A 12296-nucleotide genomic window follows, 5' to 3' on the forward strand; every position below is an offset into this window, starting at 1 on the left:
GGGGCGGGGTCGTCGAACGGCAGCTCCAGGTCCTCCAGCCGCACCTGGCCGAGCAGGCCGGGCAGCGGGGCCAGCCGCACCATCTCCCGGCGGCACACGGCGCACCCGGGCAGGTGCCGCTCGAACGACGAGCGCTCCGCCGGGTCGAGCGCGCCGAGCAGGTACGCGCCGAGCGCCACGGTCCGATCACAGCTCACGACTCGGTCACCCCCCGCTCCTCCAACGCGTCGCGCAACGCCCGCAGGGCGTAGAAGCAACGCGACTTCACCGTGCCCTGCGGGATGCCGAGCACCGCCGCCGCCTCGGCCACCGACCGCCGCCGGTAGTACAGCTCGACCACCACGTTGCGGTGGTCGGCGCTCAGGGCGCGCAGCGCCTCCGCGACCTGCCAGCTCTGCAGGACGTGCTCCACCTCGTCCGCGACCGGCGGCAGGTCCCCCGGTTCGATCGGCACCTCGGAGTTGCGGCCGCCGCGCTTGCGGAAGCCGGAGATGACCAGGTTCCTGGCCACCGTGTAGAGCCACGGCCCGGCGTCGGCCGGGGTCAGCTCGTCGACGTGCCGCCAGGCCCGCAGCAGCGTCTCCTGGACCACGTCCTCGGCGTGCTGGTGGTCACCGCCGACCAGCCGCAGGACGTAGCCGTGCAGCGGGCCGCGCCAACGGCCGTACAGCTGCCTGACGACATCTTCGCCACGGTCCACATCGAAGTACTACGCCATCGGCGCGCCCGCCGTTCAACGCTCCACGAAACCCGTGAGGCCCCCGCGGGCCTCCGACCAGCGCTCCACGACCGATTCCACCCGACCGGGGGTATCACCGGAACGCAGCGCCACCAGCAGCGCCCGGCAGGCGGATTCCGGCCCTTCCGCGTTCACCTCGACCCGACCGTCCCGGAGGTTGGACGCCGAACCGACGAGTCCCAGCTCAAGCGCCCTCGCCCGGGTCCACCACCGGAAGCCGACGCCCTGCACGCGACCCCGCACCCAGGCGGTCAGGCGCACCGTCCGCTCTACTCCAGCCACCACAACCATCCTGTCATTTCACCCGATAGTGGTACGGTGCGCGACCGTGACAGCACGGCGCGGCAACCGATCCGTGATCGGCGGACTCGTCGGCCTGCTCCTCGGCGCGGCCGGTGCGACCGGCGTCGCCTTCGCGAACCCGGACCAGCTCGCCCCGTTCGTCGGGCCCAGCGCAGCACAGGGCCGCGGTTCGGACAACCTCGGCGTCGGCGGGGTCGGCGGGGTGGGCGAGCCCGCGCAGCGCCCCGAGCCGGACGTCCCGCCGACCGCCGCCGTGCCGACCTCGTCCGCGGCGACGACCACCGAGACCACGACCACCACCGAGACCACCACGACGACGGAGACGACGACCACGGCGTCCGAGCCGCCCGTCGAGACCACGACGACCACCGAGCCCGCCGACGTGCCGCAGGCCCAGCAGGTCGTCGCCCTGGTCAACGAGGCCCGCGACCTCGCCGGCTGCAAGCCGCTGCGGGTGGACGAACGGGTCGTCGCGGCCGCGCAGGCCCACAGCACCGACATGGCCGAGCGCGACTACTTCTCGCACACCACCCCCGACGGCGTCGACTTCGCCCGGCGGATGCGCGAGGCCGGCTACCCGAGCCCCGGCGGGGAGAACATCGCCAAGGGCCAGCGCTCCGCCGAGCAGGTCATGCGGGCCTGGATGAACTCCGACGGGCACCGCCGCAACATCCTGAACTGCGGGTTCACCACGATCGGCGTGGGCCTGGACACCCGCGGCTGGTACTGGACCCAGAACTTCGGCTGGTAGAGACGCCGTCCGACACCCCTTGGGAGAACCGTTGTACGAGACCCCGGAGCCCGAGCGCCGCCGCCTGCGCGTGTCGCCCCACGTGCTGCTGGCCGCGTCCGGTGTCGCCGTGTCGACGATCTTCGCCACCATCGCGTCCCTGGCGGGCGCGAGCCCGGACGCGGCGGCCGGCGACCGGTTGCCGCGCGAGGACGTCGTGTCGCGCAGCACGCTGACCACGCTCCCGCGCACGTCGTCGTCCTCCGCCTCGGTCAGCCTGACCACGACCGCGGAGTCGACCACCACGACGACGGACACCACCACGACCACCACCACGTCGCGGCGCACGCGCGTGACGACGGTGACGCGGCCGGACGGCACCACCACCACGACGACGGTCGAGGACACGGGTCCCCCGCCGGTCGTCACCACGACCACGCAGCCGCCGCAGAACACCACCACCACGACGACGACCACGCCGCCTAAGCCGACGACGACCACCACCACCCCGGCCACCACCACGCCTGAGACCACCGAGCAGTCGGGCACCTAACGAGGTCGTCCGCCGGTGGTCACGGTCATCCACCCCATCGAGGGACGACCGATCGAACGATGAGGCCACCGGCAAGATCCGCCGATAACTCGAGCACTGACCATCCGTCCGGATTCCCCACAGGGAGATGGCGTGTTCGAGGAAGATCGACAAGCGTCGCCGAAGCCGAAGAAGAAGCTCTCCTCGGTGGTGCTGCTGGCCGCGGGCGGCGCGATCGTCGCCACCGTGATCGCCACCCTCGCGTCGGTGCTCACCGGCAAGGGGACGATCGCGACGCCGCCCGAGGAGCCCCTGGCGGAGGTGCAGACGTCGACCGGGGCCCCGGTGCGGGCCGTGCCGGGCGCGAGCACGGCCACGGTCGTGGTGACGGTGTCGAAGCCCGTGACCACGCAGCCGGGCAAGCCGGCGGTCGCCAAGCCGGAGGAGCCGCTGCGGCAGGCCCCGGAGCCGAGCACGGCGGGGGTGTCGTCCGGGCCGAGGCCGACCGCGCAGCCGCCGACGACCGAGCAGCCGACGACCGCCGACCCGACCACGTCCACGCAACCGCCGTCGTCGTCCTCCCCCGCGTCCGCCACGACCACCACCACCGCGACGACGACGGAGGACACGCACTAGCTACCAGACGTCGCCGTCACGCCAGTCGCAGGTGAGGTCGCCCGTCACGTCGAGCGGCACGACCGGCAGGACGAAGATCCCGTCGTCCTCCTCCTCGGTGCGCTCGACCCCGGCGGGCGTCAGCGCGAACGTCCTCCCCCGCCACCGCTGCCACCCCCGCGCCTCGTAGAACGCCATCGCTTCCTCGGACGCGCTCAGCGCCCCGAGGGGGTACGCGCCGCGCACGACGTCCTCCAGCGCCCCCATCACGGCCGCGCCGACGCCCCGGCGACGTCGGCCGGCCCGCACCGCCACGCCCTCCACGTAACCGGCCCGCAGCGCGCGCCCGTCGTGCACCAGCCGCCGCTGCACGACCGCGCCGTGGCCGATCAGCTCGTCACCGTCCCAGGCGAACGCGTGCACGCCGCCCAGGGAGTGCTCCCAGTCCTCGTCGCTGAAATCCCCGTCGAACGCCTCGTCCAGCAGCGCGCGGGCGGCCGCGAGGGTGGCCGCGGGCACCTGCCAGGTGTGCAGCACGGAAAAAGATGACACAGGTCACACCCTATGCCGTCACATTCCCAGCCCCCGTCCCGCTCCATGGTCGACCGAAAGGACGGGGACATGGCAGAGCACATCGTGGTCATCGGGGCGGGGTACTCGGGTCTGGCCGCGGCCAGGCTGGCGGCGAAGTGGACCGACGCCCGGGTCACCCTGGTCAACGCGCGGGACCGGTTCGTGGAGCGGGTCCGGCTGCACCAGTTCGCGGCCGGGCAGCGGCTGCGCGACGCCCCGCTCGCCGACCTGCTGAAGGGCAGCGGCGTCGAGCTGGTGGTGGACCGGGTCACCGACCTGGACCTGGACGCCCGGAAGGTGCAGCTCACCGGCGGCGTGCTGGGCTACGACCGGCTGATCTACGCGCTGGGCAGCCACGCGAACCCGGCCGCCGTGCCGGGCGCGGCCGAGCACGCCCACCCGCTGTCGACCCAGGAGGACGCGGAGGAGCTGGTCGAGGCGCTGAAGACGGCCCGCACCGTGGCCGTGACGGGCGGCGGGCTGACCGGCATCGAGGCCGCCGCCGAGCTGGCCGAGTCGCGGCCGGACCTCGACGTGCTGCTGGTCACCGGCGGGGAGTTCGGCGAGGCGTTGTCGGACAAGGGCCGGCGGCACGTGCGCCGGGTGTTCGACCGGCTGGGCGTCCGGGTGCGCGACCACGCGACCGTGGCCGAGGTCCGGGCCGACGGGCTGGTGTCGGACCGGGGTGAGCTGATCGCCGCCGACACCGTCGTCTGGACGGCCGGTTTCGGCGTGCCCGACCTGGCCGCACGGGCCGGGTTGGCGGTGGACGGGCGCGGCCGCGTCCTGGTGGACCAGACGTTGACCTCGGTCTCGCACCCGGAGGTGCAGGCGATCGGCGACGCCGCCGCGATCAAGCGGGCGGACGGGCTGGAGCTGCGCATGGCGTGCGCGACCGGCCTGCCCACCACGCAGCAGGCCGTGCGGGCGCTGGCCCGGCGGCTCACCGGCCGGGAGCCCGCCGACCAGCTCCGGTTCCGCTACGTGCAGCAGTGCGTCAGCCTCGGCCGGCGGGACGGGCTGATCCAGTTCGTCGACGCCGACGACCGCCCGAAGGAGTTCGTCCTCACCGGCCGGACGGCCGCGCGCTACAAGGAACTCATCGTGCGGGTCGCGTTCCTGTTCCAGCGCCACCCCACGATGCCCGCGGGCTAGGGCTCGAACCGGTACCCCATCCCCGGCTCCGTCACCAGGTGCCGGGGACGGGACGGTTCGGGCTCCAGCTTGCGCCGCAGCTGGGCCAGGTAGACGCGCAGGTAGTGGGTCTCCTTCGCGTACGCCGGGCCCCACACCTCCTGCAGGAGCTGCTTCTGCCCCACCAGCCGGCCCCGGTTGCGGGCCAGGACCTCCAGCAGGCCCCACTCGGTGGGCGTCAGGTGCACCTCGACGCCGTCGCGGCGCACCTTCTTCGCCGCCAGGTCCACGGTGAACGACGAGGTCTCCACGACCGCGTCCTCGCCCTCCACCACCGCCGACCGCCGCACCGCCGCCCGCAGCCGAGCCAGCAGCTCGTCCATCCCGAACGGCTTGGTCACGTAGTCGTCCGCGCCCGCGTCCAGCGCCTGCACCTTGTCGGCCGAGTCGACCCGCGCGGACAGCACGATGATCGGCACGGTCGTCCAGCCGCGCAGGCCCGCGATCACCTCGGCGCCGTCCACGTCGGGCAGGCCCAGGTCGAGCACCACCACGTCCGGCTTGCCCTCGGCCGCCGCCCTGAGCGCGGCGGCGCCGTCGTGCGCGGTCAGGACCGAGTAGCCGCGCGCCGACAGGTTGATCCGCAACGCCCGCACGATCTGCGGCTCGTCATCGACCACCAACACCTTCGTCACGCCCGGACACTACGCCGGGATCGCGCACCCGCTACCGTCGGCGAGCGCCCTGACGGCGTCTTGACGGACGTCCCACCTCCCTTAATGCCGTTTTGACGGTTCCGTCTCCGCATCGGTGCGGAGAGCGTTGAGTACATCCGGGTGCGAATGAAACCGTTCTCTGGACAGCCGTACTGCGATAGTGCGAATGTCCTGTCCGAATTCGGACACTTGCTCACTCACGGTGAGCCGCGAGGAGGTCTGATGACCACCAGTGTGACTAATCAGGACGCGTTACAACTCGTGGTCGCCGTGCACCGGCTGATCCGGAGCCTGCGCCAGTCCGCGTCCGTCCGGCGGCTGCAACCCACGCAGTTGCTCGTGCTGGCGGAACTCGCGTCGCAGGGGCCGATGCGGATCGGCGAGATCGCGGTGCGTGCGCTGTGCTCGCAGCCCACGGCGACCACGGTGGTGACGGGCCTGGAGTCGGGCGGCCTGGTGCGCCGCGAATCCGACCCCGCCGACGGGCGGGCCACGATCGTCGAGCTGACCGGCCTGGGTCGCGACACGATCCTGTCCCTCGCGCACGGCGAGGCGGAGCTGCTGTCCGAGCGGCTCTCCCGGCTGGAGCCGGAGGAACGCGACGCGCTGAGAACGGTGACGCCCCTGCTGCGCAGGCTCGCCGACCCGCCGCGGTGAACCGGCCGCGTCAACCCCTGGGACGCGGTTGGCAGCGCGGGCACGAGTAGGACGAGCGGTTCATGAACGGCTCGCGCCTGATCGGCGTCCCGCACCGCCGGCACGGCTCGTTCTCCCGCCCGTAGACGGCCAGGGACCGGTCGAAGTAGCCCGACTGGCCGTTCACGTTGACGTAGAGCGCGTCGAACGAGGTGCCGCCCTCGCCCAGCGCCTCGTACATCACCTGCGTCGCGTGCGCCAGCAGCTCGGCGGTCTTGGCCCTGGTCAACCGGTCCGCCGGGCGCAACCCGTGCAGCCGCGCCCGCCACAGCGCCTCGTCGGCGTAGATGTTGCCCACCCCGGAGACCAGCGTCTGGTCCAGCAGGGCGCGCTTCACCTCGGTCCGCCGCCTCCGCAGCGCCGCGACGGCGGCGTCCGGGTCGAACGCCGGGTCCATCGGGTCGCGCGCGATGTGCGCGACCGGCAGCGGCAGCCGGGCGCCGTCGACCTCGACCAGCTCGGCCAGGGCCAGCCCGCCGAACGTGCGCTGGTCCACGAACCGCAGCTCGGGACCGCCGTCGTCGAACCGGACGCGCACCCTCAGGTGCTTCTCGTCGGGCGCGCCGACCGGCTGCACCAGCATCTGGCCGCTCATGCCGAGGTGCGCGAGCACGGCGTCACCACCCGACAGGTCCACCCACAGGTACTTGCCGCGCCGACGCGCGGCTTCCAGGCGTTGACCGGTCAGGCGCACGGCGAAATCCGCCGCACCGGGCAGGTGGCGGCGGATCGCCCGTGGGTGGAGGACCTCGACCGCGGCGACGGTCCTCCCCGCGACGTGCTCGTGCAGACCTCGGCGGACGACTTCGACCTCGGGCAGCTCGGGCACGGGCGGGTGATCAGTCCTCGGCGTCGCGCGCGGCGGCCTCGGCCTGCTCCAGCTCTTCCAGCATCTCGTAGGCGGCTGCCTGAGGCTTGGTCGGCTTGAGCATCCAGCCGCCCGCCTGGGCGGTGTCGCGCACGAGGACCAGGCCCTGGATGCCGCCGTTGCGGCCGGCGTTCAGCGGGCGGGACGGACGCGCGTGGCGCGCGCGCCGGTTCGTCCGGACGTTCGTGGCATACATTTCGGCGTCAGTCTTCCTGAGTAGGTGAAGCCTGAGGTGAAGCCTGGGGTGGTGCCTCGGTCGCCGAGCCGGGCGCGTGGCCGTTGCCGGAGGCGCCGGTCTCCTGATCGGCGCGGACCCGCTCGTGCAGCACGCGGTAGGCGGCCTCGGCCGCCTTCTGCTCGGCTTCCTTCTTCGTCCGCCCGTCGCCGGTCCCGTGGGCCTGGCCACCGACGAGCACCGTGGCGGTGAACTCCTTGCGGTGGTCCGGGCCCTGGTCGTCCACCCGGTACTCGGGGACGCCCAGGCCGGCTGAGGCGGTCAGCTCCTGGAGACTCGTCTTCCAGTCCAGTCCAGCACCTCGCAGTGGCGCCTCGGCCAACAACGGGTCGAACAGGTGGTGAACGAGTTGACGCGCGGTGTCGATGCCGAACTGCAGGTAGACCGCGCCGATGACGGCTTCGAGGCCGTCCGCGAGGATGCTCGCCTTGTCCCTGCCCCCGGTCAGCTCCTCGCCGCGACCGAGCAGCAGGTGGCCGCCCAGCCCGTCGTCGCCGAGCCCCCGGGCCACACCCGCCAGCGCGTGCATGTTGACCACGCTCGCGCGCAGCTTGGCGAGCTGCCCCTCGGGCAGCTCGGGGTGCGTGCGGTACAGGTGGTCGGTCACGACGAGGCCGAGCACCGCGTCGCCGAGGAACTCCAACCGCTCGTTCGGCGGCAGCCCGCCGTTCTCGTACGCGTACGAGCGGTGGGTGAGCGCGAGCGTCAGCAGCTCGGCGTCCAAGGGGACGCCGAGCGCTTCGAGCAACGGGGCGCGGTCGGCGGACCGACCGCGCGACGACCTACCCCCCACGATTCGCCGCTACCTTCGCCAGAGGGTGATCAGGCCGGCTGGACGACCTGGCGGCCGTCGTACTGGCCGCAGGCCGGGCAGGCGACGTGCTGCGGCTTCGGCTGGCGGCACGCCCGGTTCTGGCAGGCCACCAGGTGCACGGCAGCGGTCTTCCACTGAGCGCGGCGCGAGCGCGTGTTCGAGCGCGACATCTTCCGCTTCGGGACGGCCACGACTAGTTCTCCTCTGGATTGTCACGATTCCCGCCGAACCGCTCCTGCAGAGCGGCCCACCGGGGGTCAATCGTCTCATGCCCGTGGTCGGGGCCGAGCTCAGCCAGCTTGCCGCCGCAGTCGACGCACAGCCCGAGGCAGTCCGGCGAGCACAGCGGCACCTGCGGCAGCGACAGCACGATGGCGTCGCGCACCACGGGTTCGAGGTCGAGCAGGTCGTCGTGCAGACGACTGACCTCGTCCTCTTCGGTCGTCTCGTCGGTGGTGCTGTCCGGGTACGCGTACAGCTCCGTCAGCTCCACCTCGACCTCCGCCGACAGCGGCTCCAGGCAGCGCGAGCACTCCCCTTCGACCACCGTCGCGGCGGTGCCCGTCACGAGCACGCCCTCGACCACCGACTCCAGCAGGAGGTCGAGTTCGACGACGCCCCCCGCCGGCACCGCGATCACGCCCGCGAGGCCGAGGCCCTCCGCGGGCACCGTCCTGCGCAACCCGCGGCTGGAGCCCGCACGACGCCCGAGGTCCCTGGTGTCGATGACCCAGGGCCCGGTCGCTGTGGGACGCGCGGAGGCGTGACGGTGCTCAGACATGATGTTCGGTGTGCCGTCGGGGACTTACCACGACCAGCCGGTCAAGGGTACGGGACAACGGGCGTGGACGTGAAATCGGCTGGTCGGGGCGTCGTCCGGTCGGGTCCACGGCGCTCACTCGTGGTAGTCGAAGGGCGCGGCGGCGCTCGCGACGGCCGGGCCGCGCAGGTGCGAGCGGCCCTTCCCGACGCTGCGCAGCGTGTGCGCCAGCAGGTCCTCGAAGTCGGCCAGCTTGCCGTCCACGTACGCGTCGCACTCGCTGCGCAGCCGGATCGCCTCCGTCTGCGCGGCCTCCAGCACGCGCGCGGCCTCGGCGTGCGCGGCCTGCACGACCTCGGTGCCGTCGACCAGGCGCGCCTGCTCCGCCCGGCCCTCCTCGATCGCGCGCTCGTAGTTCGCCCGGCCGGCCTGCACCATGCGGTCGGCCTCGGCGTGCGCCCGGCCCACCAGGTCCTCGTACTCCTGCCTGCCCGCGGAGACGGTGCGCTGCGCCTGGTCCTCGGCCTCGGCGACCATCCGCTCGGCCCGCGCGCGGGCCTCGGACAGCATCCGCTCGGCCTCGTGCTGCGCCTCGGCGACCATCCGCTCGGCGTCGGAGCGGGCCTTGCTCAGGGTCTGGTCCGCGTCGTGCTGCGCCTTGCCGACCAGCTCGTCGCGGTGGTCGAGCACGTCCTGGGCGTCGTCCAGCTCCGCGGGGATGGCGTCGCGCACGTCGTCGAGGAGTTCGAGCACGTCGCCGCGCGGCACGACGCACCCGGAGGTCATCGGCACGCCACGCGCTTCCTCGACGATCGTGACCAGCTCGTCGAGGGCCTCGAACACCCGGTACACGTCACACTCCTCGCGCCCACAGCAGTACCCGTCCTAGTGTGCCCTGCCGATCTCGCCGCCGCCGGGAGATCGGCAGGGCGTGTCCGACTACCGGGTGATGTTCACCGGGGCGCGGCTCGGGTAGGGGCCGGTCGGGCGGAATGACCACCGGATCCCGGAGCGGCCACGATCCGTGAGGTGATTCCGCTCACGCCCGTGAGCGGTAACCACACCGGGCGACACACCGGCGGGGCAGGGATCGACCGGTCGTGACCGGTCAGCGGCCTTCGGCGAGCCGGGCGCTGAGCCGGTCGCGGATGCTGGGCGGCAGCAGGCTGGTCACGTCGCCGCCGTAGGTGGCCACGTCCTTGACCAGCGAGCTGGCCAGGTAGCTGTAGATCGGGTTCGTCGGCATGAACAGCGTCTCGACCCCGGTGAGCTGGTGGTTCATCTGCGCCATCTGCAGCTCGTAGTCGTAGTCGCTGACCGCGCGCAGGCCCTTGACGATGGCCTTGATGTCGTTCTCGCGGCAGTAGTCGACCAGCAGGCCGTGCCAGGCGTCGACGCGGACGTTCGGCCACTGCGCGGTGACCTCGCGCAGCATCTCCGTCCGCTCCTCGACCGAGAACAGGGTCTTCTTGTTCTTGTTGATGAGCACGGCGACGACGACCTCGTCGAAGAGCTTCGCCGCTCTGCCGATGATGTCCAGGTGTCCGTTGGTGGCCGGGTCGTAGGAGCCGGGGCACACGGCACGCGTCATGGTTTCGGACGGTAGCACCCGATCGGACGCATCCACTCAGGTGCGTGGTCCGCATCACCCGGTGGTGCCAACGTGTTCCGCCCAATACAGCGCGGTGTCGCCATACTTCTTGCTGCGCAACGATTCCACGGCGCTTGGCCACACCGGTTCCGGGCTGCGCGCGCCCCGCTCCACGATGATCAGCGACCCCGGCTTCGTCCAACCGCTCGTGACCAGCGCCGCGAGGAGCCGGTTGAGCTGTTCGTCGGTCACCGCGTAGGGCGGATCGGCGAAGACCACGTCGCACGGCGCGTCCGCCGCCGTGCCCGCCACGGCCTCCGCGGTGCGGTTGAGGACCGTCGCGCCGGGCAGCGCGACCACCTTGGCGTTGTTCTTCAAGACTTCGGCAGCCCGCTTGTCCGACTCCACGAACGTGGCCCGGCCGGCGCCCCGCGACAACGCCTCGAACCCCAACGCCCCCGACCCCGCGTAGAGGTCGAGCACGACCGCGCCGTCGAGGTCCACGAGCGCTTCGAGCGAGCTGAACAACGCCTCGCGGACGCGGTCGGAGGTGGGGCGGGTAACGCGGGGCGGCACCTGCAGCCGGCGGCCGCCGGCGACCCCCGCGACGATCCTGGTCACCGCGTCATCGTCCCACCGCGAGCGCCCGCCACCACCCGTCGACCGGCGGCGGCGCGGCCACGTCGACCCGCTCGCCCGGCCGCGGCACCGCCAGCGGCACCTCGTGCGCCTCCGCCTCCCGCCACACCCGCTCGACCGGCTCGGACCAGTCGTGGAAGGCCAGGTTGAAGGTCGCCCAGTGCACCGGGATCAGCAGGCCGCCCCGCACGTCCCGGTGCGCGGCCACCCCTTCCTCCGGCGTCATGTGGATGTCGGGCCACCCGGGCCCGTACGCGCCGATCTGGATCAGGGAGGCGTCGAACGGCCCGTGCTCCTCGCCGATCGCCTTGTACCCGTCGAAGTACCCCGTGTCGCCGCTGTAGTAGACGCGGTGCCGGGGCCCCTTCAGGACCCAGGAGGCCCACAACGTGTTGTCCCGCTGGAACCCGCGCCCGGAGAAGTGCTGCGCCGCCGTGGCCACCAGTGTGACCCCCGCCACCTCGTGCGACTCGTCCCAGTCCAACTCCACGATCCGCCGCTCGGGCACGTGCCACCGCCGCAGGTGCGCCCCGATGCCGAGCGGCACCACGAACACCGCGTCAGTATCCCGCTCCAGCGCCCGCACCGTCGCCAGGTCGAGGTGGTCGTAGTGGTCGTGTGAGACCACCACCGCATCCACCCGCCCGACCTCGTGCAACGCGTGCGGGACCGGGTGCAACCGCCGCGGACCGACCACTTGCGACGGTGAACACCGATCGCTCCACACGGGGTCGATCAACACCCGCGCCCCGTCGATCTCGACCAACGCCGACGCGTGCCCGTACCAGGTCACGTGCAACCCGTCCGACTCCCCGCCGACCGGCCGCACCAACGGCACCTCCCCCACCGGCCGCCGCTGCTGCCCGCCGAAGAACATCTCCCGCAACGTCCCCGCCGCCCCATCAGGCATGGTCCGCGTGGGCGAGGAGTTGTGGAACCGCCCCTCCCGCCACCTCGGCGACCTCCGCACCCGCTCCCCACCGGGCCTGCCACCCAACGCCACGGGCACATCACGCGCCGCCCAAGCAACAACCCCAACCGTGAGAGCGAACAACGCCGCGGAGACCTTCTTCATGCCACCCCAACGCCACCCCTACCAAGCAGGTTCCCCCGAACAACCCACAACCACTGTGGCCCCCACCACCACAGAACCAACCACCCACAAGCCTTCCAGTCCCCACCCACAACGAACCCACTCCCCACCACAACGGACCCGCAACCCACCCCACAACGGACCCGCAGCCACCCCACCGAGGCTCGATTTGACATGGGTTCGGGTGCCATAGGCTGGACGAAGCCGGGCCGGCGGGGGGCGGGGGGGGGCCGCGCCGGCCGGCCCGCGGGGGCGCCG

The 12296-nt window shown here is 72.5% G+C and carries 18 protein-coding genes and 1 pseudogene; 5 read left to right on the top strand and 14 right to left on the bottom strand.

Translation table 11 applies throughout. The annotated features are described in order from the left end of the window. Window positions 1-128: 128 nt before the first annotated feature. The 3 genes and pseudogenes from ACFXGA_RS15190 to ACFXGA_RS15200 all read right to left on the bottom strand — a co-directional run. Window positions 129-197, bottom strand: a pseudogene (locus ACFXGA_RS15190) (zf-HC2 domain-containing protein); the annotation flags it as partial. After that, entirely contained in the window at window positions 194-700 is a 507-nt protein-coding gene (locus tag ACFXGA_RS15195; protein ID WP_378088133.1) for a sigma-70 family RNA polymerase sigma factor, read from the bottom strand. The gene ACFXGA_RS15195 and the pseudogene ACFXGA_RS15190, both read right to left, overlap by 4 nt. 33 nt (window positions 701-733) lie before the next feature. Next, window positions 734-1030, bottom strand: coding sequence for an acylphosphatase (locus tag ACFXGA_RS15200; protein ID WP_378088135.1), 297 nt, complete (start codon window positions 1028-1030; stop codon window positions 734-736). A 37-nt stretch (window positions 1031-1067) separates the two neighbouring features. Here ACFXGA_RS15200 and ACFXGA_RS15205 point away from each other — a divergent pair, with 37 nt between their 5' ends. The 3 genes from ACFXGA_RS15205 (at window position 1068) to ACFXGA_RS15215 (ending at window position 2940) form a co-directional block, all read left to right on the top strand. Further along, entirely contained in the window at window positions 1068-1793 is a 726-nt protein-coding gene (locus ACFXGA_RS15205; protein ID WP_378088137.1) for a CAP domain-containing protein, read from the top strand. 31 nt (window positions 1794-1824) lie between these two features. After that, on the top strand, window positions 1825-2325 hold the full coding sequence (locus tag ACFXGA_RS15210) for a hypothetical protein (RefSeq protein WP_378088139.1): 501 nt from the start codon (window positions 1825-1827) through the stop codon (window positions 2323-2325). Between the two features lie 132 nt (window positions 2326-2457). After that, on the top strand, window positions 2458-2940 hold the full coding sequence (locus tag ACFXGA_RS15215; RefSeq protein ID WP_378088141.1) for a hypothetical protein: 483 nt from the start codon (window positions 2458-2460) through the stop codon (window positions 2938-2940). On the opposite strand, the gene ACFXGA_RS15220 is transcribed toward ACFXGA_RS15215, so the two are convergent. Continuing rightward, on the bottom strand, window positions 2941-3471 hold the full coding sequence (locus ACFXGA_RS15220) for a GNAT family N-acetyltransferase (RefSeq protein WP_378088143.1): 531 nt from the start codon (window positions 3469-3471) through the stop codon (window positions 2941-2943). A gap of 69 nt (window positions 3472-3540) precedes the next feature. Between ACFXGA_RS15220 and ACFXGA_RS15225 the strand changes: the two genes are divergently transcribed. Then, window positions 3541-4647 (top strand): NAD(P)/FAD-dependent oxidoreductase, encoded by a 1107-nt coding sequence (locus ACFXGA_RS15225; RefSeq protein ID WP_378088145.1) that lies wholly within the window; start codon window positions 3541-3543, stop codon window positions 4645-4647. Here ACFXGA_RS15225 and ACFXGA_RS15230 read toward each other — a convergent pair. Then, window positions 4644-5321, bottom strand: a complete 678-nt coding sequence (locus ACFXGA_RS15230) for a response regulator (protein WP_378088147.1) — start codon at window positions 5319-5321, stop codon at window positions 4644-4646. The genes ACFXGA_RS15225 and ACFXGA_RS15230 overlap by 4 nt on opposite strands. A gap of 243 nt (window positions 5322-5564) precedes the next feature. Here ACFXGA_RS15230 and ACFXGA_RS15235 point away from each other — a divergent pair, with 243 nt between their 5' ends. Further along, a complete protein-coding gene (locus tag ACFXGA_RS15235; RefSeq protein ID WP_378088149.1) occupies window positions 5565-5999 on the top strand; it encodes a MarR family winged helix-turn-helix transcriptional regulator in 435 nt (144 codons plus the stop codon). A gap of 10 nt (window positions 6000-6009) precedes the next feature. On the opposite strand, the gene mutM is transcribed toward ACFXGA_RS15235, so the two are convergent. The 9 genes from mutM to ACFXGA_RS15280 all read right to left on the bottom strand — a co-directional run bounded on the left by mutM (window position 6010) and on the right by ACFXGA_RS15280 (window position 12020). Further along, a complete protein-coding gene (gene mutM / locus ACFXGA_RS15240) occupies window positions 6010-6867 on the bottom strand; it encodes a bifunctional DNA-formamidopyrimidine glycosylase/DNA-(apurinic or apyrimidinic site) lyase (protein WP_378088151.1) in 858 nt (285 codons plus the stop codon). A 10-nt stretch (window positions 6868-6877) separates the two neighbouring features. After that, window positions 6878-7102 (bottom strand): hypothetical protein, encoded by a 225-nt coding sequence (locus tag ACFXGA_RS15245; RefSeq protein WP_378088153.1) that lies wholly within the window; start codon window positions 7100-7102, stop codon window positions 6878-6880. Window positions 7103-7109: 7 nt separating this feature from the next. Beyond that, complete coding sequence (gene rnc / locus ACFXGA_RS15250) at window positions 7110-7934, bottom strand: ribonuclease III (RefSeq protein ID WP_378088155.1); 825 nt, start codon at window positions 7932-7934, stop codon at window positions 7110-7112. 29 nt (window positions 7935-7963) lie between these two features. Then, window positions 7964-8146, bottom strand: coding sequence for a 50S ribosomal protein L32 (gene rpmF, locus ACFXGA_RS15255; protein ID WP_033431492.1), 183 nt, complete (start codon window positions 8144-8146; stop codon window positions 7964-7966). A 2-nt stretch (window positions 8147-8148) separates the two neighbouring features. Beyond that, window positions 8149-8736: a YceD family protein gene (locus ACFXGA_RS15260; protein ID WP_378088158.1), complete on the bottom strand. Its 588-nt coding sequence runs from the start codon at window positions 8734-8736 to the stop codon at window positions 8149-8151. A gap of 114 nt (window positions 8737-8850) precedes the next feature. Beyond that, a complete protein-coding gene (locus ACFXGA_RS15265; RefSeq protein ID WP_378088160.1) occupies window positions 8851-9567 on the bottom strand; it encodes a DivIVA domain-containing protein in 717 nt (238 codons plus the stop codon). Window positions 9568-9823: 256 nt separating this feature from the next. After that, the gene (coaD, locus tag ACFXGA_RS15270) at window positions 9824-10306 is read right to left on the bottom strand and encodes a pantetheine-phosphate adenylyltransferase (protein ID WP_378088161.1); all 483 of its coding nucleotides are present in this window, start codon (window positions 10304-10306) and stop codon (window positions 9824-9826) included. Between the two features lie 54 nt (window positions 10307-10360). Next, window positions 10361-10927: a 16S rRNA (guanine(966)-N(2))-methyltransferase RsmD gene (gene rsmD / locus ACFXGA_RS15275; RefSeq protein WP_378088163.1), complete on the bottom strand. Its 567-nt coding sequence runs from the start codon at window positions 10925-10927 to the stop codon at window positions 10361-10363. A gap of 4 nt (window positions 10928-10931) precedes the next feature. After that, a complete protein-coding gene (locus ACFXGA_RS15280; RefSeq protein ID WP_378088165.1) occupies window positions 10932-12020 on the bottom strand; it encodes an MBL fold metallo-hydrolase in 1089 nt (362 codons plus the stop codon). Between the last annotated feature and the right edge of the window lie 276 nt (window positions 12021-12296).

The organism is Actinosynnema sp. NPDC059335 (assembly GCF_042752395.1).
In the GTDB taxonomy this organism is placed as follows: domain Bacteria; phylum Actinomycetota; class Actinomycetes; order Mycobacteriales; family Pseudonocardiaceae; genus Actinosynnema.